General features: G+C 62.4%; 19 protein-coding genes and 1 pseudogene. 13 read left to right on the top strand and 7 right to left on the bottom strand.

Annotation, left to right across the window (positions count from 1 at the left end):
• Positions 1–60: 60 nt before the first annotated feature.
• Positions 61–177, top strand: a pseudogene (locus ACP2YO_RS45445) (methylisocitrate lyase); the annotation flags it as partial.
• Positions 178–350: 173 nt separating this feature from the next.
• Here the strand turns inward: ACP2YO_RS45445 and ACP2YO_RS45440 are convergent.
• Entirely contained in the window at positions 351–1,310 is a 960-nt protein-coding gene (locus ACP2YO_RS45440; protein WP_426437635.1) for a LysR family transcriptional regulator, read from the bottom strand.
• A gap of 198 nt (positions 1,311–1,508) precedes the next feature.
• Here ACP2YO_RS45440 and ACP2YO_RS45435 point away from each other — a divergent pair, with 198 nt between their 5' ends.
• From ACP2YO_RS45435 to ACP2YO_RS45425, 3 genes are all read left to right on the top strand, one after another.
• Positions 1,509–2,195 carry a YbhB/YbcL family Raf kinase inhibitor-like protein gene (locus ACP2YO_RS45435; protein ID WP_426437634.1) on the top strand — a complete coding sequence of 229 codons (687 nt, stop codon included), beginning with the start codon at positions 1,509–1,511 and terminating at the stop codon, positions 2,193–2,195.
• Positions 2,196–2,300: 105 nt separating this feature from the next.
• Positions 2,301–2,906, top strand: a complete 606-nt coding sequence (locus tag ACP2YO_RS45430; RefSeq protein WP_426437633.1) for a hypothetical protein — start codon at positions 2,301–2,303, stop codon at positions 2,904–2,906.
• A gap of 530 nt (positions 2,907–3,436) precedes the next feature.
• Positions 3,437–4,492, top strand: coding sequence for an adenylate/guanylate cyclase domain-containing protein (locus tag ACP2YO_RS45425; RefSeq protein WP_426437632.1), 1,056 nt, complete (start codon positions 3,437–3,439; stop codon positions 4,490–4,492).
• Between the two features lie 135 nt (positions 4,493–4,627).
• On the opposite strand, the gene ACP2YO_RS45420 is transcribed toward ACP2YO_RS45425, so the two are convergent.
• Both ACP2YO_RS45420 and ACP2YO_RS45415 read right to left on the bottom strand, forming a co-directional pair.
• Positions 4,628–5,577, bottom strand: a protein-coding gene (locus ACP2YO_RS45420; protein WP_426435017.1) for an IS630 family transposase whose coding sequence is annotated in 2 segments (ribosomal slippage) — positions 4,628–5,241 and positions 5,241–5,577 — 951 coding nt in all. Because the reading frame shifts where the segments join, the coding sequence is not laid out codon by codon here.
• A 35-nt stretch (positions 5,578–5,612) separates the two neighbouring features.
• Positions 5,613–6,605: an aldo/keto reductase family protein gene (locus ACP2YO_RS45415; RefSeq protein WP_426437631.1), complete on the bottom strand. Its 993-nt coding sequence runs from the start codon at positions 6,603–6,605 to the stop codon at positions 5,613–5,615.
• A 120-nt stretch (positions 6,606–6,725) separates the two neighbouring features.
• Between ACP2YO_RS45415 and ACP2YO_RS45410 the strand changes: the two genes are divergently transcribed.
• Complete coding sequence (locus ACP2YO_RS45410) at positions 6,726–7,622, top strand: LysR family transcriptional regulator (RefSeq protein ID WP_426437630.1); 897 nt, start codon at positions 6,726–6,728, stop codon at positions 7,620–7,622.
• Positions 7,623–7,817: 195 nt separating this feature from the next.
• Here the strand turns inward: ACP2YO_RS45410 and ACP2YO_RS45405 are convergent, their stop codons facing one another.
• Positions 7,818–9,476, bottom strand: coding sequence for an FAD-binding dehydrogenase (locus tag ACP2YO_RS45405; protein ID WP_426437629.1), 1,659 nt, complete (start codon positions 9,474–9,476; stop codon positions 7,818–7,820).
• Positions 9,477–9,761: 285 nt separating this feature from the next.
• Here ACP2YO_RS45405 and ACP2YO_RS45400 point away from each other — a divergent pair, with 285 nt between their 5' ends.
• The 5 genes from ACP2YO_RS45400 to ACP2YO_RS45380 all read left to right on the top strand — a co-directional run bounded on the left by ACP2YO_RS45400 (position 9,762) and on the right by ACP2YO_RS45380 (position 14,151).
• Positions 9,762–10,232 carry a hypothetical protein gene (locus ACP2YO_RS45400; protein ID WP_426437628.1) on the top strand — a complete coding sequence of 157 codons (471 nt, stop codon included), beginning with the start codon at positions 9,762–9,764 and terminating at the stop codon, positions 10,230–10,232.
• 107 nt (positions 10,233–10,339) lie between these two features.
• On the top strand, positions 10,340–10,588 hold the full coding sequence (locus ACP2YO_RS45395) for a hypothetical protein (RefSeq protein WP_426437627.1): 249 nt from the start codon (positions 10,340–10,342) through the stop codon (positions 10,586–10,588).
• 22 nt (positions 10,589–10,610) lie between these two features.
• Positions 10,611–11,201 carry an SCO family protein gene (locus ACP2YO_RS45390; RefSeq protein ID WP_426437626.1) on the top strand — a complete coding sequence of 197 codons (591 nt, stop codon included), beginning with the start codon at positions 10,611–10,613 and terminating at the stop codon, positions 11,199–11,201.
• A gap of 95 nt (positions 11,202–11,296) precedes the next feature.
• A complete protein-coding gene (locus tag ACP2YO_RS45385) occupies positions 11,297–12,325 on the top strand; it encodes a transporter substrate-binding domain-containing protein (protein WP_426437625.1) in 1,029 nt (342 codons plus the stop codon).
• A 185-nt stretch (positions 12,326–12,510) separates the two neighbouring features.
• Positions 12,511–14,151: a lysine--tRNA ligase gene (locus tag ACP2YO_RS45380; RefSeq protein WP_426437624.1), complete on the top strand. Its 1,641-nt coding sequence runs from the start codon at positions 12,511–12,513 to the stop codon at positions 14,149–14,151.
• A 305-nt stretch (positions 14,152–14,456) separates the two neighbouring features.
• Here the strand turns inward: ACP2YO_RS45380 and ACP2YO_RS45375 are convergent, their stop codons facing one another.
• Both ACP2YO_RS45375 and ACP2YO_RS45370 read right to left on the bottom strand, forming a co-directional pair.
• A complete protein-coding gene (locus ACP2YO_RS45375; RefSeq protein WP_426437623.1) occupies positions 14,457–15,497 on the bottom strand; it encodes an IS110 family transposase in 1,041 nt (346 codons plus the stop codon).
• A 196-nt stretch (positions 15,498–15,693) separates the two neighbouring features.
• A complete protein-coding gene (locus ACP2YO_RS45370; RefSeq protein WP_426437622.1) occupies positions 15,694–16,179 on the bottom strand; it encodes a cupin domain-containing protein in 486 nt (161 codons plus the stop codon).
• 183 nt (positions 16,180–16,362) lie between these two features.
• Here ACP2YO_RS45370 and ACP2YO_RS45365 point away from each other — a divergent pair, with 183 nt between their 5' ends.
• Positions 16,363–17,148, top strand: a complete 786-nt coding sequence (locus tag ACP2YO_RS45365) for a class II aldolase/adducin family protein (protein ID WP_426437621.1) — start codon at positions 16,363–16,365, stop codon at positions 17,146–17,148.
• A gap of 159 nt (positions 17,149–17,307) precedes the next feature.
• Here the strand turns inward: ACP2YO_RS45365 and ACP2YO_RS45360 are convergent, their stop codons facing one another.
• A complete protein-coding gene (locus ACP2YO_RS45360) occupies positions 17,308–17,961 on the bottom strand; it encodes a S24 family peptidase (RefSeq protein ID WP_426437620.1) in 654 nt (217 codons plus the stop codon).
• A gap of 204 nt (positions 17,962–18,165) precedes the next feature.
• On the opposite strand from ACP2YO_RS45360, the gene ACP2YO_RS45355 reads away from it, so the two are divergent.
• Together ACP2YO_RS45355 and ACP2YO_RS45350 are read left to right on the top strand one after the other, a co-directional pair.
• A complete protein-coding gene (locus ACP2YO_RS45355) occupies positions 18,166–18,510 on the top strand; it encodes a DUF952 domain-containing protein (protein WP_426437619.1) in 345 nt (114 codons plus the stop codon).
• Positions 18,507–19,604 (top strand): quinone-dependent dihydroorotate dehydrogenase, encoded by a 1,098-nt coding sequence (locus ACP2YO_RS45350; protein WP_426437618.1) that lies wholly within the window; start codon positions 18,507–18,509, stop codon positions 19,602–19,604. Before ACP2YO_RS45355 ends, ACP2YO_RS45350 begins: the two co-directional genes overlap by 4 nt.
• The last annotated feature ends 150 nt before the right edge of the window (positions 19,605–19,754 follow it).

The following is a 19,754-nucleotide window of genomic DNA, read 5'->3' as shown; positions in this document are numbered from 1 at the left end:
AGTTCGTAGCGCATGGTTCGAGCCCCAGTTCGGAAGCTTGAATCACAGGGATCTGGCCAGATCGAAGCAATGCAGACCCGCGCCGAGCTTTACGCGACGCTCGGCGTTCACGATTATGAGGCGCTCGATGCCTCGATCGTGCAGACGATCATTCCAGAAGGGATGCCGCAGAAATAGAGGTCGCGGAGCGGGTAGCGATGATGGTCGCGACCGGGATTGGCAAGATCGTCGTTGAGATTCTTGGTCAGGTGTCCGCGCGGGCTGGTTTGTGGGAAGAGCGGACCAGGGCCGAGTTCTTCGCCCGAAAGCGCCTGAGCAACCATGAGCGGGCCCCTATTCGAAGATGCATGCTAATTGAGATTTGTCGCCTCTGTCATTTTTGGATCACTCGGCAGATTTGGTCGAGATGTCGCGGCCGGTCGTAGCGCGGCTCTCGACGACGATGCGAGCAGCCGAGACGTATCTTTTGCGACGACCGCGATAAAGGCCTGGACGCGTACGGTGCGACGAAGCTCTGGATGCGTAAGCAGCCACGCCTTGTTCGTCAGCTCGTCAATGCTCGCGGACATAGGCACAAGCCCAGCGTCCGCGTCGCCCACATATGTCGGTAGCAGACCGACGCCCGCGCCGGCGCGCAACAACGACAGCATGCTGGAAAAAGTTTCTACTTGGAACTTGACGTTCTGGCTGGGAACATTCCGTCTTACCCATCGCGAGCAACGATTTTCAGGGCTGCTGAAGTCGATCCAGGGCTGCTCCAAGAACAGGTCGGAGATGTCAGCTTGTTTTCGGCGCCTTCCTCCGCCCGCCGCCGAATAAGCGCGGTATCGAACTGAGCCGATCTCGCGTCCGACCCAATGTTCCGGAGGTTCATTGATGAAACGCAGGGCGACGTCGGCTTGCCGGCCGCCGATTTCAAGCAATTCACTGCTCTCGGAAAGCTTGACGACGATGTCGGGGTGCAGAGCGCTGAAGCGCGCCAAGGTATTTGCCAGGAGATAGGGCACGGCGGTGACGGTCGTGGTGAACCTAATGGTTCCCTTCAGACTGAGGTCGCGTCCTTGGAGTCTGCGCTCAATCTCGTCGATGCGCGGCGCGAAGCTTCGGGCTTCATCGAGCAGGAGTTCGCCCGCCTCGGTCGGTATGTAGCCGGTGCGGCGCCGTTCAAAGAGGCGCGCGTTCAGTTCTAACTCGATCTGATCGAGGCGTCGCATCGCCGTTGACACGGCCCAGCGAAGATCCCTCGCAGCGCTAGCCAGCGACCCAGACTCCGCGACAGTCAGCACGAAACGCAAGTCGTCCCAGTTCATGTCCTAGGTTCTCCTCGACGTCGCCGCTCGTGAGCGTGCGGTCGCCGCGATCCTACAAGTGCGGCGTAGAACTTGCAATTTCGAAACTTGCGATTGCGGTAAATTGTATTTTCGGAAGGTCGAGGGGACGCTAGAGATCCTTGGCGCGGTCGAGGAAGACCGTCGATCTCACGGAAGCATTCGAAATTTGGAGCCGTCATGACCGTGTCTCTGCCCGTCCTCTTCACCACGAAGGCAAAAGCCAATGAAGGGAGAGTCGCAGACGGAAGAAGCGCATTCCGTTCGATCGCCTCCGCGGCTGGCTTGACGCTCGCTCTTTTGGGCGGGCTGGCGGCGGCCGAAGCTGGAACCGCCGACGCCTTCACTTTCAGCAGTTCCGACCTTGCCTCTGGCAAATTCGACAAGAAATTCACTCTGAATGCCTTCGGATGTACCGGGGCGAATATCTCTCCTTCGCTGGAGTGGCGGCACGCTCCGGCAGGCACAAAAGCATTCGCGATCCAGGTCATGGATTTGGATGGCCCCGGAGGGATCACGATCGCCCATTGGGCGATATACAACATTCCCGGAACTGTGACCGAGTTGTACCAAGGCGCTGGTAACTCGCCTTCGGGGCTGCCGGCTCCCGCCTTCGGCGGCAACACCGATTTCTTGGACACCGGCGTCGGAGGCGGAAACGGTAACTATGCGGGTCCTTGCCCGCCGGCCGGCGACAAGCCGCATAAATACCAATTCACGATTTACGCCTATGCGATGCCGGACGTGCAGGCCGCGGCAGGCGTCCCCAAGACGGGAGCGGCGGGGCTCTACGGATTTGTTCTGAACAAAGGCATCGGTAACGCCTTGCTTGGCAAGGCCTCCTTCGTCGCCGAATACGGTCGCTAGCGGCGCGTGATTGATCAAAAGCTCAGCAACGCGGGCATCGCGCGAGAGGCGAAGACGATGCGTAGGCTTCGGATACTGTGTTTGCACGGTCATCAAGGAAGCGCGATGATCTTGCGGCAGCAGATGAGCGGACTTACGCAGAAGCTTCCGCCACAGTTCGAATGGGACTACGTGGACGCGCCTTCGCTTGCCGAGCGCGATCACGGGTGGTGGCGGGCGATCGAACCTTCGCCGCAGGCGTCCGCGTCCGCGGCGAAGGGATCAGTTCATTATGTGGGGTGGGAAAAGAGCAGGGAGTTTCTTTCCGAGCGGTTAGCTCGCGGTCGCTACGACGGGGTCTTCGGTTTCAGCCAGGGTGCGGCGATGACGTCCCTGCTGACGGGTCTGAGAAGCCCGGAACGATCAGGAAGCGCGCCGTGGTTCAACTTTGCAGTGATGGTTGGCGGCTTCGAAAGCCGGGATCCGTCGCATGCCCAAATCTATGCGCAGCAGGAACTCTACGCTCTCCCGACCCTTCACCTTATAGGGGCCACGGATCAGATAGTGGCTCCAGACACCTCGCTCGCGCTTGCCGCGAGATTTCAGCGCGCCGAAGTCGTGATGCATCGTGGCGGGCACATTGTGCCATCGGATCAGAGTTCCTCTGCAAAAGTGGCAGCTTTTTTAGACGCATGCGTGCTGATGACGGAGCAGATCGAGCGCTCGGCCTGACGTGAACATTCGCTACATCACTCAGCGCAAGCTATCGGAGTTGGGGAGCGCAACGTTCGAAGGAAACTGACGTGATCCAGCCGAAAGTTGTTCGACGACCCAACGACGCCGGATCACTGCGAAGCCCCGAGCCGTATCCGAGCGTTTGACACGCTCGTCGATCTGCAAGCAGTCGCCATGGAATATGGACTTCAAGGGCTTTTGCCTTCTGAGGCTTGAAGGAACGGCGGCGCTCAAGGGATCGAATCTGCTCGTCGCGATGCTCGAAAGTGAAGGCGCGGATCAAATCCTCGGCGCTCCTGGGGAAGAGAGTCTTGACGCTTTCACGGGTAGTCGAGGCTCAGGGCACCAATTCGACTGCGCAGGGAGAAAGGTGTATGGCGTGGACTTCGACCGATAGGGGAATAACTTGGTCTGCGGCTCCGGTTGCAGATTGGCTTCTCGGACCTGGACGTGGGACAACAACCATCGGTCAACTGGTACGAGGAGTCGGCGATTCTCTTGCGGCAGGTCGTGCACCGATCTCGCGCATGCGCGTGGCGACACGAATTCTCCATCCGCTGGTTGCCGCTTGGAGCGCGACTTGGCGCGCCGGCGAGCCGGTCGAACAGGCCGAGTTCGGCTTCGAGATGTTTGGGTCCGGCCAGTACCAGGGCAGTCCAGGCCAAACAATCATGGAGCGCAATGCTCCGCTGCGCATAAGATTGGACGGACCTCGGTTAGATAGCGAGCATGATCTTTTCAGGGAATTGCGATCGATCGGACTAATCGACTACTACGGGCTACCGCTTCGAAGCGTCGCCGGCACTTTCGGCTACTGCGCCTTCGCGACCTCGTCACCCGAAGGCTTTGTTGATGTAGACCTGCCGGGCTTTGACGACGTTGTCGACCTCGTCTGTCCCTTCGTTGAAGCACTTAACATGCGGAAGATCACCGCCGTTCTGCTCGACACTTATGTCGGCCAGTGGGCGGGAGCGCGAGTTCTTGGAGGGCAGATCAGACGCGGCGATTGCGATCTCATTCGCGCGGCGTTCTGGTATTCAGATCTTCGCGATTTCACCGGTCTGAATGAGCGCCTGACAGCCGACGAGGTCGTAGATCTTTTGAACTGCTACTTCGACGTTGTCGATTGTTCGATTCGCCCACGAGGGGGTGAAGTGCTTCAGTTCATCGGCGACGCCATACTGGGTGTGTTCGAATCAGATGGAAGCGCAGACGGCGATCGCACGGCGTGTCAAAATGCCGTGGACGCTGCCGTCGACGCGCTCGCCGAGATGGAAAGACTTAATCTAAGCCGTAAAGCTGACGAAAGGAGCCCGATCCGTTTCGGCGTCGGACTTCATCTTGGGAGCGCCACCTGTGGGAATGTCGGTGCGGAGAAGCGTCTGAGCTTTAACGTTGTTGGCTCATCGATCAACCTGGCGGCTCGGCTCGAAGCCCTATCGAAGGAGACGCCGTACGCGCTAATCGCCTCTTCAACCATGGAGCGCGCCGTACCTGGCTGCTTGATCAGCATTGGATCATTCCGCCTTAAGGGCGTGGAGGCTCCGCAACCGGCGTTCACGGCTCGCGCTCCGACAAATTAGGTTGAATATTTGCGCCTGTCGCTCAACCCGACGGTTGCGCTTTAACTCTACAATCGCGCTTCACGTCGCTCCGGACCGAAGACCTCATTGCCGAAGAAATAGGGTGGCCATTTCGGCTGGGCCTTTAGAGCGTTTTCATGGTTGGTGACGATAACCGGCATCGGCGAGAAAGTTCAGGCATTCTGTTGGCGAGAAGCGGGTAAGGGCGTCGGCGATTGCGTTGTCGAGGGCTTCGAGAGTTCGTGCGCCTGCCTTGCGCAGCAGGGACTTTAATTTGGCGAAGAACTGCTCGATCGGATTGAGGTCCGGGCTGTATGGCGGCAGATAGCGCAACATCGCACCGGCCGCCTCAATGGCTTCGCGGACGCCCCTGACCTTGTGGCTCGACAGATTGTCCATCACGACAATGTCGCCCGACCGCAGCGTCGGAACGAGGAACTGCTCGACCCAGGCGAGGAATGTCTCGCCGTTCATCGGGCCGTCGAAGACGCACGGCGCGGTCATGCCGTCCTGGCGCAAAGCTCCGACGAAGGTGGTTGTTTTCCAATGGCCGTGCGGGACTGTGCAAACGAGCCTCTTGCCGCGCGCGCAGCGGCCGTAAAGCCGGGTCATTTTGGTGGACGCGCCGCTCTCGTCGATGAAGACCAGGCGCTCCGGGCTCAATTCCGCCTGACCGGCGCGCCATTCCACACGCGCCTCGGCGACATCGGCCCGATCTTGCTCCGCAGCTCTCAGTGACTTTTTTTGAGCGTCAGGCCGAGCTGGCGCAGGCGCTTCCACAAGCAGCCGATACTGACCTTCACGTCGTGCGTGGCCAGCAGCCACGCCCGGATCTCCTCCAGCGTGGCGTCTGGCTTGTGCACGATCCGCTGGCGCAGCGCTTCATCGTGAGCAGCAAGTTTCGGAGCCGGCCCGCGGCCCGACGGGCGAGCCGTCGTCTCGCCAGTCGCCCGCCAACGCCCCAGCGCCTTGTAAATGTAGGAAACGCTGACCCGCAGCAGCGGCGCTGCCTGATACGCTCCCATTCCGCCGTCGACGACGGAAATGACCCGTTCACGCAAATCTTGAGAATAAGGTGCTCCCATCAAAGCCTCCGCCTCGAATCAATGCGGAAACTGAATCATGGAGCAACCGCGCTGGGAATCCTCCGATTCCACCAATTGTGAAAATGCTCTAGAGCTGCGTCGTCGATCGCAGCCAGGACCTCCGTTGGCAACGGACCTTCGGTCACGGCCGTGAGATTGTGCCGGAGATGCTCCAACGACGAGGCGCCGATGATAATGCCATCATTGCGCTCGGCCTTTAGTTGTGAGTGATGAATCAGCCAGCGCAGCGCCACGGAGATAGCGTCAAGACCATGGCCTTCACAAGATCGGTGAATTTCCGCCAAAGCATTGAGATAGGCGTCGTTCATATAGCGATCGCGATATACCTTGCCTTGAGCAGTTGAGCTGTCGAAACGCGAACCGGCGGCTATCGCAGCGCTATCGGCAAAATTCCTGCTGAAAGCACCGCCGGCCAGCGGATTGAAGGCATGGAAGCGGATGCCATAGTTGCCGAGGCATTTGAACAGTTCCGGTTCAACCGCACGCGTGATCGCGTTGTACATTCCCTGGTAGACGCTCGGCCTTATCAATCCATGGCGCGCAGCTATTTCCGATGCCTCCGCCACTTGCCACGCGCTGAAGTTGCTGACGCCGAACTCCTCAAACAGGCCTTCGTCATGAAGTTCCTGGACGGCTGACAGCGTCGATTCGATCGGCGTCGCGGTGTCGCGCGTCACCAAATAGAAGATCTTGACCTTGTCGGTCTTCAGGCGCGCTAGGGACTCCTTGAAGACTCGCTTCAGGTTCTCTGGTTCGTGGCCGCGAGTGTTTCCGGAAGGAATCCGCGTGGCGATGCCGAACCGTTCGGCGGCGCGGAGATCACCCAACATCTGTTCGCAGGTTCCATCGCCATAGAGAGAACACGTGTCGAGTTGCTCGTGGCCAAATTCCAAGACGGCGCCGAGCATTGCTTCTGCGATCGCGGCGTCATGAACCCGGGCTCCGTATCCGCGGTAGCCGAGCGTCATGGTGCCGAAGGTGAAGTTGGTGATAGGGGCTTTGGGCATTCCAAACCGCTTTGTGTCGTTGATGGTCGTTGCACCATAACGGGCTTTGATCGTCGCGATAATTGAGATAAACCGCGATATCGTATCTAGAGAATCGTGACAATGTACAAGAGTGGGTTGATGGAACTCGAGGCCGTCGTCGCCATCGTCAGGCTCGGAAGCTTCCGTGCGGCGGCCATCGATCTGGAAGTGTCGCCGACAGCGATTGGCAACGCCGTCGCCAGTCTCGAGAACCGCCTTGGCGTTCGCCTCTTCAACCGCTCGACTCGCAACGTCGCTCTCACCAGTGCTGGCCGCGAATACGTCGAGGCAATCGCGCCGGCGCTGTTGGACATCCGTAACGCCGCCCGGGCGGTCGCCGATCACAGCCGCAAACCGACAGGCGTGCTACGGTTCAGTTGCTCGCTCGGCGGGGGACGCCGGCTGCTGATGCCCTTCGTCTTCGAGTATCTTCGTCGCTATGACCGGATGAAGGTCGAAATCGCAACCGAGGGGCGGCTGATCGACATCATCACGGACGGGTTCGACGCCGGGGTGCGCCTGGCTGAAGCGGTTCCACAGGACATGATCGCGGTGCCGCTTGGTCCAAACGCGCGGCATGTTGTGGTCGGGGCGCCGAGCTATTTCGCAAACAGGCCCCTGCCGATCGCGCCGGCCGACCTGACGAATCATGAATGCATCCGCGCTCGCTATTCAAGCGGCGCTCTTTACCGCTGGGAGTTTGAACGTCACGGCGAAGCAATGAAGATCGATGTGCCGGGGTCCCTCACGCTCGATGAGCCCGAGATGATCGCGCAGGCGAGTAGGGCCGGTATCGGCCTTGCCTATTTAGGCGAGTGGATGGTTGCTGATGACATCGCCTCAGGCAGATTGGTTGAAGTTCTAAGCGAGTGGACGCCCCCTTATCCCGGATATTGCCTCTATTATCCAGGACGCCGCCACATGGCCGCGAGCTTGCGCGCCTTCGTCGATCTGGCCAAGGAGATTGTCTTTCGGAAACCCGCGAAGGCCTCTTGACGGGTACCGGACGGGTGGTCCGATCGCGGCGCGTGCGCAGCAACCGGCCGCGCTGACAAGGTGATCGAATGAAGCGACGACTTCCGAGTTTGGCCCATCGCGACATACTGCGCTGCCGCACGAACTTGGTACTATGGGAGCAAAGCGGACGCAGTCACCAGTCACATGACGCCGCCGGGTTTATAGATACACGGCCTAGCCCACGGCCTTCGCCGCCGCGCGCCCCGCATTGCGTCCCGAGAACAGGCAGCCGCCGAGGAATGTGCCTTCCAGTGAGCGATAGCCGTGCATGCCGCCGCCGCCGAAGCCAGCGGCTTCGCCGGCCGCATAGAGGCCGCGGATGATCTCGTGGTCGCTGCCGAACACGCGGGAGTCGAGATCGGTCTCGAAGCCGCCGAGCGTCTTGCGGGTCAGGATGTTGAGTTTGACGGCGATCAGCGGGCCATGCTCGGGATCGAGGATACGATGTGGCTTCGCCGTGCGGATCAACCTGTCGCCGATATAGCGGCGCGCATTGTGCAGGTTCATCACCTGCGCATCCTTGACGTAAGGGTTTGTGATCTCGCGGTCGCGCGCCTCGATCTGCGCCGTGATGGCGTCGAGCTTCAGCAGGTCGTTGCCGGTGAGTTTGTTCATCGCACCGACGAGATCGGCAAGATTGTCGCGCACGATGAAATCGGCGCCGTGCTGCTTGAACGCCTCCACCGGCGCCGGCGCGCCCTTGTTGGTGGCGCGCTTGATCGTCATGCGCCAGCTCTTTCCGGTGAGATCGGGGTTCTGCTCCGAGCCCGAAAGCGCGAATTCCTTCTTGATGATGCTCTGGGTCAGGATGAACCACGAATAATCGTAGCCGGTGCTCATGATGTAGTGCAGTTGCCCGAGCGTGTCGGAGCCCGGGAATAGCGGTGCGGGCAGCCGCTTGCCTGACGCGTCGAACCACATCGAGGACGGCCCCGGCAGAATGCGGATGCCGTGACGCGGCCAGATCGGACTCCAGTTCTGGATGCCCTCGACGTAATGCCACATCCGGTCGCGGTTGATCAGCCGTGCACCGGCGGCTTCCGTAATGCCGATCATGCGGCCGTCGACATGTTCGGGCACGCCTGAAATCATGAACTTCGGCGGCTCGCCGAGCCGCTTCGGCCAGTTCTGCCGCACCAGATCATGATTGCCGCCGATGCCGCCGGAGGCGACGATCACCACGGCTGCGCGAAGTGCGAAATCACCGATGACCTTGCGCGAGGAGCTCTGGCCGCGCTCCACATGGGTCGGTTCCAGGATCGTGCCGCTGACGCCGTCGACGCTGCCGTTGGTCATGCTGAGCGCATCGACGCGATGGCGGAACTTGAAGATCAGCCGACCACTTTTTGCGGCCTCGCGCGCACGCCGCTCGAACGGCTCGACGATTCCGGGGCCGGTGCCCCAGGTCACATGAAAACGCGGCACCGAATTGCCGTGGCCCATCGCGTCATAGCCACCGCGTTCGGCCCAGCCGACCACCGGGAAGATGCGATGGCCCATCGCGCGCAGCCAGCCGCGTTTCTCGCCCGCGGCGAAAGCGAGATAGGCCTCCGCCCATCGGCGCGGCCAGTGATCGTCGTCACGATCGAAGCCCGCGGTGCCCATCCAGTCCTGCAGCGCCAGTTCGACGGAATCCTTGATGCCGAGCCGGCGCTGTTCCGGCGAATCGACCAGGAACAATCCGCCGAACGACCAGAATGCCTGGCCGCCAAGGTTTTGTTCCGCTTCCTGGTCGAGCACGATCACGCGCTTGCCCGCGTCGGCGGTCTCGTTCGCGGCGACCAGACCCGCCAGTCCCCCGCCGACCACGATCACATCTGCATCGTCAGCCATGTTGCAGTTCCCCCCGCCCGGCGCGATTGAAGACCACGTCATCGTGCGCGGTCAACGCCAAATGGCCCTTATTGGCCCTTGCCTGTGGCGGCGACGCATCAAGCGGTTGCAGTAGATTGTTCCAGTTTGGGACCTTGCGGCAGCCAACTGCAGCCTGCGCGCAACACCCAATTTGAATTTGTTTTGATGTGCTTCGCTCGGCTGGACAAAATTCCGGTCAGGCAACACGCTCACGTTCGACTGCATCACCAAGACAAACAGATTCGGTTTCGACTGGGGCTGGCCATGAAGTTGATGACGGGGTTGCTCGCTGCGGTTCTCCTGCTGGCGGGAATGGGCGCGTCCCATGCGGTGGTCAGGATCGCCGATGATCGTGGTGGGCGGATCGGAACCTACGTCGACAGATATCAGGGACTGCGCACATCCGGTGAAACCGTGATCATCGACGGCCTCTGCGCCTCGGCCTGCACGATCGTGCTCGGTGCGGTTCCGCGTGATCGGATTTGCGTCACGTCGCACGCCAACCTCGGCTTTCACGCCGCCTGGGACTTCGGCGACAATGGCCGCGCCGTCACCAATCCCGAAGCCACCCAGATGCTCTATTCGATGTATCCGCCGGCGGTGCGGAAATGGATCGCGGCGCGCGGCGGCCTGACCCCGCACATGATCTTCCTGCGCGGCAAGCAGTTGCAGGCGCTCTACAAGCCCTGCTATCTCGACGCCCAGGCCTCCGCGAACAGGCCGTTCTCGCACTGAGCGCAAGCGCCTCTCGTCGTCATGGCCGGGGAAAAGCGCGAAGCGCGTCTTCGCGCTTTTGCCCGGCCATGACGAGTTGAGGGTGCCAGAGAAACCCTCCGCATGACGTGATCGGGCAGGCCGCCATTCTGCTTGCCGCCCGTCGGAACCCGGCTTATCTCAGCGACATGGTTCAGCCGATCGCGACCCAGCCTCACCTCGTTGCCGCGCCACAGGGGCGGGCAGCGTCCGTGATCGTCTGGGGCGCGGCTGGCATCGGCGGTCTTGCCGTGGTTGCCGCTGCCGCACTCTGGTTCCACTACGGATCCACCGTGTTCTTCGAGACCATCGCTGCCGGCATTTCCGCCTGCTTCTGACCGACAAGGAACTCGCGACATCATGCCCCGGACCGCTCGCCCGCTGGTGATCTTCACTGCCTTCGCTGCCAGCTTGATGGTCGGCCTGGTCGTCATGCTGTGGGCCGTCGGGGGCTTGCGCAGCGTCACCGCGCCGGCCGCGATCGGCGGCCCGTTCCAACTCACCGACCAGTCCGGCCAGATCGTCACCGACAAGGATCTCAAGGGCAAGCCGACGCTGATCTTCTTCGGCTTCACCCATTGCCCTGATGTTTGCCCGACCTCGCTGTTCGAGATGTCCGAGGTGCTGAGAGCGATGGGCAAGGACGCCGACCGCGTGAACACCTATTTCGTCTCTGTCGATCCCGAGCGCGACACCCAGGCTGCGATGAAGGATTACCTTTCGAGCTTCGACCCGCATTTGAAGGGCCTCACCGGCGATCCTGCCGCCATCGCCAAGGTGCTGTCGGAATATCGCGTCTACGCCAAGAAGGTACCGCTGAAGGATGGCGACTACACGATGGATCACACCGCGCTGATCTATCTAATGGATCGCGATGGCCGTTTTGTTTCGCCGTTCAACCTGAAACGAACGCCGGACGAAGGGGCGACCGATTTGAAACGGTATCTCTGACCCTGTTTTCGGGTTCAGAATTAACCCAATCGGCGCTCGCATCGCGTCCCGGATGGTCTATAAGGCCGTCCAATTCCTTTCAAAATCACCTGTTTATGCCAGATTCATCCACCCAGCCTTTTGCCGTCCGGTTGCGCCAGGCCGTCCATTTGGTTCCGGGGATGATGGCGGCTGTCTGGCTGGTCTCGGTCGGGTCTGCGATCGCGCAGACGCCGCCGGCGAAAACTCCGCCGGCCCGGGCTCCGTCCGCAAAGACCGCCCCTGCGCCAGCAGCGCCGCCGGCGGCCGCCCCGGCAGCGACCCCGCCCGCGGAGCCATCGGCGCAAACCGCGCCACCCAAGGCCGCCGCTGCGGCCGCCCCGCAGGCGGTGCCGGGCTTCTGGGACCCACGGCGCCGGCCTGATCGGCCGGACCTGTCGCGGCTGACCGTGATCCGCTTCCTGACCGAGACCGATTATCCGCCGTTCAACTTCACCGGCCCCGACGGCAATCCGGCCGGCTTCAACGTCGATCTGGCCCGCTCGCTCTGCGACGAGATCAAGGTCACCTGCACCATCCAGATGCGACGCTTCGAGACCCTCGTCGATGCGCTCGCGACCAACCGCGGAGATGCCATCATCGCCTCGCTCGCGGTAACGCCGCAGCTTCGCGCCAAGGTCGATTTCACCGATCCTTATTATCGCGCGCCGGCCCGCTTCGTGTCGCGCCGCGACGCCGTGATGCCGGAGATTCGCCCCGAATATCTCGAGGGCAAGAAGGTCGGCGTCATCGCCGGCACCTCGCACGAGGCCTATCTGAAGGCGATGTTCACCGACGCCGAGATCCATTCCTACCCGAATGACGATGCGCTGCGCACCGCGCTACGCCGTGGCGAGGTCGACTTGATCTTTGGCGACGCGATCGCGCTGGCGTTCTGGATCAACGGCACCGATTCGGCCGAATGTTGCGCCTTCTCCGGCGGTCCCTTCGTCGAGAGCCGCTATTTCGGCGAGGGCATCGGGATCGCCGTGCGCAAAGGCAACGACTTGCTCCGGCAATCGCTCAACTGGGCGCTGTTCCGGATCTGGGAAAAAGGCCGCTTCACCGATCTGTGGCTGCGGTACTTCTCGATCAGCCCGTTCTGAGGGCTGCAACCTATCGCTCACCGTCATTGCGAGGAGCAAAGCGACGAAGCAATCCATGCCCCGACAAGCGGAGAAATGGATTGCTTCGCTTCGCTCGCAATGACGATCGGGGCAAAAGCGCCCCAAACTTTGCATTTTGCCGCGAAAACGCTAGTTTCCGCGTCCCCTTGGAGAAAGCCTGAAGAATGTCCGTGATTGATCCTGCCTTCAGCCCGAGCGATTTGCGTGCGCTCGCCGAGCAATCCAACGCCTGGCCGTTCGAGCAGGCGAAAGCGATCGTGGCGCGGCTGAAGAAAAATCCGAAGGAGGAGGTGCTGTTCGAGACCGGTTACGGTCCGTCGGGCCTGCCGCATATCGGCACCTTCGGCGAGGTCGCGCGCACCACCATGGTGCGCCACGCCTTCCGTGTGCTGACCGAGGACAAGATCAAGACGCGCCTGCTCGCCTTCTCCGACGACATGGACGGCCTGCGCAAGGTGCCCGACAACGTGCCGAACAAGGAGCTGCTGGAGAAGCATCTCGGCATGCCGCTGACCAAGGTGCCGGATCCGTTCGGCACCCATCCGAGCTTCGGTCAGCACAATAATGCGCGGCTGCGCGCCTTCCTCGACCAGTTCGGCTTCGACTATGAATTCGCGAGCTCGACCGAGTATTACACCTCGGGCCGGTTCGACGCAGCGCTCTTGCGCATGCTGGAGCGGATCGAGAAGGTGATGGCGATCATGCTGCCGTCGTTGCGCGAGGAGCGCGCGGCGAGCTATTCGCCGTTCCTGCCGATCTGTCCGCGCACTGGTCTCGTGCTCTACGTGCCGGTCACCGCGCATGACGCCAAGGCCGGCACCATCTCCTACGAAGATCCTGAAACCAGGGAGAGCGTCACCGTTCCCGTCACCGGCGGCCGCTGCAAGCTGCAATGGAAGCCGGATTGGGCGATGCGCTGGTATGCGCTCGGCGTCGACTATGAAATGGCCGGCAAGGACCTGATCGACTCGGTGAAGCTGTCGGGCAAGATCTGCTCGGCACTGGGCGGCACGCCGCCCGAGGGCTTCAACTACGAACTCTTCCTCGACGAGAAGGGCCAGAAGATCTCGAAGTCGAAGGGCAATGGCCTGACCATCGACGAATGGCTGCGCTATGCCTCACCGGAATCGCTGTCGCTTTTCATGTATCGCGAGCCGAAGGCGGCGAAGCGGATGTATTTCGACGTCATCCCGCGCAATGTCGACGACTACCAGCAATTCCTCGACGGCTTTCCGAAGCAGGGAGCCCGGCAGCAGCTGCAGAATCCGGTCTGGCACATCCATTCCGGCAAGCCGCCGCAGGCCGACATGCCGGTCACCTTCCAGCTGCTGCTGACGCTGGTGTCGTCGTCGAACGCGGAGAATGCCGAGACGCTGTGGGGCTTCATCGGCCGTTACCGGCCGGGCGTGACGCCCGAGAGCCATCCGAAGCTCGACGACATGGTCGGCTACGCCATCAACTATTATCGCGACTTCGTGGCGCCGACGAAACAGTTTCGCGAGCCGACCGAAGGCGAACGCGCCGCGCTGCAGGATCTGCGCGACGCGCTCTCGAATCTCGCCGCGGGCGCGACCGCCGAAGACATCCAGAACGTGGTCTACGAGATCGGCCGCCGCGAGCCGTTCCTCGACACCGTCAAGAAGGGCAAGGACGGCCGTCCCGGCGTCTCGCTCGACTGGTTCAACATGCTCTACCAGGTGCTGCTCGGCCAGGAGAAGGGCCCGCGCTTCGGCTCCTTTGTCGCGGTCTATGGCGTGCAGAACGCGGTGAGCATGATCGACGGTGCGCTGGCGCGGTCGTCGTAGGTCGGCGGGACTTTCAACCATGGTCGTCCCTGCGAAAGCAGGGACCCATATGTGGACGGCCCCCGTGGCACAAGAGCTTTTTGAGCGGATCGGATCGCTTGCATCCATATGTCCGGCCTTTTGAGTGCGATCGGATGGATCGCTGGCCAAGATGGTTTGCGCGATGCGAGTTCCAAACAACCACGCGGCCTGTTGACGGCCGATGGGTCCTACGGACTGTCTCGCATCGTTGCTCGATCGATCGCTCCATCTGCTCCTGCAGCTCCGGGTCGGCTGACGAGCGAGCCCGCCAGCCGGCCAATCTGTTAGACGGCGACTGCCGCGGTGGCATTGATCCGTGCGGCGTCATAACTCTCGCCGGTCGCCATCAGCTTCCAGGCGATGCGGGCCACCTTGTTGGCGAGCGCCACGGCGGCAAGCTTCGGTGGCTTGCGCTTGATCAGGGCCAGCAGCCAGCGCGAGTGATGGCCGCGCCCGCGTCTGGCCTGCTGGATGACCGCCGTTGCCCCGATCACCAGCAGGCGGCGCAGGTCCTCGTCGCCCGCCCGCGTGATCTTGCCAAGCCTGGTTTTGCCGGCGGTGGAGTGATCCTGGGGGGTGAGGCCGAGCCAGGCTGCGAAGTGACGGCCGGAGCGGAAAGCATGGGGATCGGGTGTCTTCATCACGAGCGTCGTTGCAACGATCGGCCCGACAGAAGGGATCTGCGCCAGACGCCGGCCCACGGCGTCGGAGCGGTGCCAGGCCATCAATCTGGCTTCGATCTCCTGCAGCTCGCCCACGAGTCTGGTGTAGTCGCGGCCCAGCACCGTAAACAGCTCGCGTGCCAGGGCAGGAAGCGTCTCGTCCTGCGCAATCCGCGCCAGCAGCGGCTCGATCTTGTCGGTCCCTTGGGCCCCGATCAGGCCAAACTCCGCCGCATGGCCGCGGATCATATTGCCGAGCTGGGTGCGCCGGGCGATCAATCCAGCGCGGACACCCGTCAGCATCAGCGCGGCCTGCTGCTCGACCGTCTTGACCGGCACGAACCGCATGCTCGGCCGGCTCATCGCTTCACACAGCGCCTCCGCATCCCGACCGTCGTTCTTGTTCCGCGACACATAGGGCTTCACCAATTGCGGCGCCATCAACTTCACCTCGTGGCCCAGCTTGCGAAGCTCCCGTGCCCAATGGTGCGAGGCCCCGCAGGCCTCCATCCCGATCACGGTCGGCGGCAACTTGGCGAAGAACTCCAGCACCTGCTTGCGCGTAAGCTTCTTGCGCAACACAGGCTGTTCCGCCGCATCAACCCCATGCAGCACAAAAATATACTTCGACGTATCCATTCCAATGCGGATAATCTCTCTCACGGACGGCTCCCTTGTCTGAGATTTGCAACAACCTCATTCTGGCACACTGATGCCGTAGGGGGCCGTCCACACCATCAACCACCGCTGCAAGTCGATGAGGCGCGCTGTGGCCCCGTCCGCGCAGCACGGAAACATTTGTGGGTTTGTGGGTATGGGTCCCGACTCAAGGCCGGGACGACAGCGGTGTTTGCGGCGCCTACAGCGGCTCGCCCGTCTTCGTGATGAACTTGTACACGCCATCGTTGCCGAGTACGGCGTGCATGTCGACGTCGGGGTAACTGATCTCGTCATTGGCCGTGCGGTCGCCGACCACCAGGAGCTTGACGTCCTTGTCGGTGCGGTTGACGAAGCGGTGCGCATCGCCGCAGCCGGCGGGGAAACCGGCGCACATGCCTGACGTGAGCAACTGCGCGCCGCCATTGGTCTCCATCACCACCTCGCCTTCCAGCACGTAGACGAATTCGTCCTGGCGCGAATGGGCGTGACGGTAGGAGGACTGGCCGCCCGGAATGATCCGCGTCAAGGTGACGCCGAAATTTGTCAGGCCGGCGTGATCGCCGAGCCGGCGGTTGTAGCGTGTCTGGTTGGCGGCGCGGTGCAGCGGCGGATAGCTGGTGAAATTGCTCTCTGCCAGGGTGTCCGGATCAAATGCCGGAGGTTTTGGCGTGGTGTCATCGGTCATTGCAGTCGATCCATTCACGATTTTCTTCGCGTTGCATCATTCCACACTTCCGGTGAGCTCGCAAAAATGGGGATGGCAGACCATCGCCAATTTCACCGACGGGCACTGCCGAATTGCGCTACAATCCTGCCCATAAAATCAATTTGGCCCCACGGACGGGCCGGCACAGAGGGGAGCACGCGCATGCAGTTCAGGGTTTCGCCGTCATCGCTGCAGAACGACTCGAGCGCCGAGGAATGGCAGGCGCGGGTCGATCTCGCCGCCGCCCATCGGCTCGCCTTCAATCACGGCTTTTCGGAAGGCATCTTCAACCATCTCACCCTCGTGGTGCCCGGCCGCACTGACCGCTACTACCAGATCCCGTTCGGCATGCACTGGTCGGAGGTGACGGCGTCGTCCTTCATGGAAGTCGGCATCGACGACGCCGAGGTGAAGCGCGGCGAGGGCGAGGTCGAGCGTTCCTGCTATTGCATCCACGCGCCGATCCACAAGGCGCTGCCGCAAGCCAAGGCGGTGTTCCACACTCATATGCCGTTTGCCAGCGCACTGACGCGGCTCGAAGATCCGCGCATCAAGGAGATCGGCCAGACCGAGGTCGGGCTGTCGGAATCGATTGCCTATGACGACGTCTACACCGGCCCCGCGCTCGATCCCTCCGAAGGCGCGCGTCTGGCCAGCGTGATCGGCAACAAGACCGTGCTGTTCATGGCCAATCACGGTATCTCGACCGTCGGTGAGACCATCGCTGATGCCTACGACCGGCTTTATTACGTCGAACGCGCCGCGCAGGTGCAGATCTACGCGATGTGGACCCATCAGCCGCTGAAGCAATTGCCGCCGCCGGTGGTCGAGAAGACCAAGCGCGATTTCCGCGACGATCACCTCTACAAGGGCCCGACCCCGTCGCAGCGGCATTTCGATGCGCTGAAACGGATGCTGGACCGGAGAGAGCCGGATTACGCGACGTAATTCTCATCGTCGTCCTGGCGAAAGCCAGAACCCATTACCACAGGGTGATGTTGTAAAAGCGAGCTGTGGCCCCAGCCCGCACGACGTCTCCGATTGGTGGATATGGGTCCCGGCCTGCGCCGGGACGACACTGGAGTGCGTGGCGGCCGGTTCGTCCTTCTACTGGCTCGCCCACACGATCCTTGCAATCCACGCAACCTCCTCGGCATCGAGCATGCGGTCGGGTTGTGCCGGATTGAGCGAGGCGAGTTCCAGCACCTTGGCGGTGCGGCGCTTCAATTCCCTGACCATCACCTCGCCGCCTGACGTGCGTACCACCACGCGGTCGCCGCGGCGGATCGCGGTTGCCGGCGAAACCACGATGACGTCGCCCTCGCGATAGGCGGGCTTCATCTGATCGCCCTCGATCTCCAACGCGTAGGCGTGCTCGTCGCTAACCGCTGGTAGCGCCGCCTCGTCCCAGCCCTTGCCGGTGGGAAAGCCGCTGTCGTCGAAATAACCGCCGGCGCCGGCCTGGGCGAAGCCGAGCAGCGGCACCGACTGGTCGGCGCGCCCGCTATCACCGATCAACTGCACGAAGGTGTCGATCGAGGCGTTGGTCGCGGCCAGCGCCTTCGAGACCGACTCGGTCGATGGCCACCGCTCGCGGCCGCCGCCGGTGACGCGCTTGGACCGGTTGAAGGTGGTAGGGTCGAGGCCGGCGCGTTTGGCGAGGGCCGACGGCGACAGGCCGGCGCGTTCAGCGAGCCGGTCGAGCGCGGCCCAGACCTGGCTGTGGGTCAGCGGTCGGGGGGTTTTGGGCTGTTTGGCCATCGAGAACGTCCCCTGTGGAACTCTAGGAATTATTGCCTCAATCGGGCGGCTTCCGCAATTCTGCTCTCACTGTTGCGGCTCAGGCGCTTGAGTTGCGGCGCCGCCGCCGATACGGTCACTGGCTCGCCCGGTGTCGTCTGCGGTATCCCCGCCAAATCCGGACAAAATCCCAAGAGACTCAATGACAAAAGGGAACGCCGGCACGTGCCTATGATCTACAAAATCACCCCCGCCTCAGTCTGGCGCGAGGCCGAGCGGCAGGGCGTGTACCGGGGCAATGCGGACGACAAGCGCGACGGCTTCATCCATTTTTCGACCGCGTCCCAGGTCGCCGAGACCGCGCGCAAGCACTACCACGGGCAAACCGGCCTGTTCCTGGTCGCGGTCGATGCCGATGCGCTCGGCAATGCGCTGCGCTGGGAGCGGTCGCGCAATGAGGAGCTGTTCCCGCATCTTTATGGCGAACTCGACCTCGGTGCGGTCACCGAAATCCTCGACCTGCGCGCCCGCTCCGACGGCGGTCACGACGTCCCGGAACTCAAGCCGTGATTCGCGCCTTCGATGCCTTCTCTCTGCCGCTGCTGCGCTGGTTCGACGCCGAAGATGCCCATCGCATGGCGATCCAGGGCCTGAAGCTGCTGCCGCCGATCCGGCAGCGACCGGAGGATCCCAAGCTCGCGGTGCGCGCGTTCGGGCTGAACTTCCCGAATCCGATCGGAATGGCGGCCGGCTTCGACAAGAGCGCGGAAGTGCCCGATGCGCTGCTGCGGCTCGGTTTCGGCTTTGTCGAGATCGGCTCGGTGACGCCGCGCCCTCAGAGTGGCAATCCGCGGCCGCGGCTGTTCCGGCTCGAGCGCGACGAGGCGGTGATCAACCGCATGGGGTTCAACAATGACGGTGAGGAAGCGGTACTGCGGCGGCTGGTCTCGCGCGCCAGCCTTGGCGGCATTGTCGGCGTCAATGTCGGCGCCAACAAGGATTCCTCCGACCGCGTTGCCGACTATGTGAAGCTGATCGAGACGTTCGCGCCGGTCGCAAGCTATTTCACCGTCAATGTCTCCTCGCCGAATACGCCGGGTCTGCGCAATCTGCAGCAATCGGCGGCGCTCGACGATCTGCTGTCGCGGGTCATCGACGTCAGCGAGCGGGTGCGCAAGAACGCCGGTGATTCACCGGTTCTGCTGAAGATCGCGCCGGATCTCAGCCTCACCGAGCTCGACGACGTCGTGCACATCGCGCGCTCGCGTCGCGTTGACGGCATGATCGTCGCCAACACCACGTTGGCGCGGCCGGCGACGTTGCGTGAGGAAAACCGTGCCCAGGAGCAGGGCGGCCTGTCGGGCCGGCCGCTGTTCCGCCTCTCGACGCGGATGGTGGCCGAGACGTTTGTGCGCGTCGAGGGCGCATTCCCCCTGATCGGCGTGGGCGGCATCGATTCCGGCGGCGCCGCGCTGACCAAGATCCGCGCCGGCGCCAGCCTGATCCAGCTCTATTCGTCGCTGGTCTACAAGGGCCTCGGGCTGGTCGATGACATCAAGCGCGACCTGACGTCGACCTTGCTGCGGACGGGACGCGATTCCCTGTCCGAAATCGTCGGCGCCGATGCCGCAACCATCACGGCCGAAGACTGGCCGGTGAGATAGGTGCTTTCGCCTCGCCCGCTTGCGGGGAGAGGTCGGATCGCATCGCAGATGCGATCCGGGTGAGGGGGAGCTTCCGCGAGCGCAGCTGTGACCATCCTTGCGGAGACTCCCCCTCATCCCGACCTTCTCCCCGCACGCGGGGAGAAGGGG

Source organism: Bradyrhizobium genosp. P, from assembly GCF_049949265.1.
GTDB lineage: Bacteria > Pseudomonadota > Alphaproteobacteria > Rhizobiales > Xanthobacteraceae > Bradyrhizobium.
Note: the sequence above shows the minus strand (reverse complement) of the source record. Positions and strands in the feature narration are given on the sequence as shown.

Coding starts and splice junctions, on each gene's coding strand:
- ACP2YO_RS45440 (WP_426437635.1), bottom strand. CDS start 1,310: ATGAACTGGGACGACTTGCGTTTCGTGCTGACTGTCGCGGAGTCTGGG.
- ACP2YO_RS45435 (WP_426437634.1), top strand. CDS start 1,509: ATGACCGTGTCTCTGCCCGTCCTCTTCACCACGAAGGCAAAAGCCAAT.
- ACP2YO_RS45430 (WP_426437633.1), top strand. CDS start 2,301: ATGATCTTGCGGCAGCAGATGAGCGGACTTACGCAGAAGCTTCCGCCA.
- ACP2YO_RS45425 (WP_426437632.1), top strand. CDS start 3,437: ATGCGCGTGGCGACACGAATTCTCCATCCGCTGGTTGCCGCTTGGAGC.
- ACP2YO_RS45415 (WP_426437631.1), bottom strand. CDS start 6,605: ATGCCCAAAGCCCCTATCACCAACTTCACCTTCGGCACCATGACGCTC.
- ACP2YO_RS45410 (WP_426437630.1), top strand. CDS start 6,726: ATGGAACTCGAGGCCGTCGTCGCCATCGTCAGGCTCGGAAGCTTCCGT.
- ACP2YO_RS45405 (WP_426437629.1), bottom strand. CDS start 9,476: ATGGCTGACGATGCAGATGTGATCGTGGTCGGCGGGGGACTGGCGGGT.
- ACP2YO_RS45400 (WP_426437628.1), top strand. CDS start 9,762: ATGAAGTTGATGACGGGGTTGCTCGCTGCGGTTCTCCTGCTGGCGGGA.
- ACP2YO_RS45390 (WP_426437626.1), top strand. CDS start 10,611: ATGCCCCGGACCGCTCGCCCGCTGGTGATCTTCACTGCCTTCGCTGCC.
- ACP2YO_RS45385 (WP_426437625.1), top strand. CDS start 11,297: ATGCCAGATTCATCCACCCAGCCTTTTGCCGTCCGGTTGCGCCAGGCC.
- ACP2YO_RS45380 (WP_426437624.1), top strand. CDS start 12,511: ATGTCCGTGATTGATCCTGCCTTCAGCCCGAGCGATTTGCGTGCGCTC.
- ACP2YO_RS45370 (WP_426437622.1), bottom strand. CDS start 16,179: ATGACCGATGACACCACGCCAAAACCTCCGGCATTTGATCCGGACACC.
- ACP2YO_RS45365 (WP_426437621.1), top strand. CDS start 16,363: ATGCAGTTCAGGGTTTCGCCGTCATCGCTGCAGAACGACTCGAGCGCC.
- ACP2YO_RS45360 (WP_426437620.1), bottom strand. CDS start 17,961: ATGGCCAAACAGCCCAAAACCCCCCGACCGCTGACCCACAGCCAGGTC.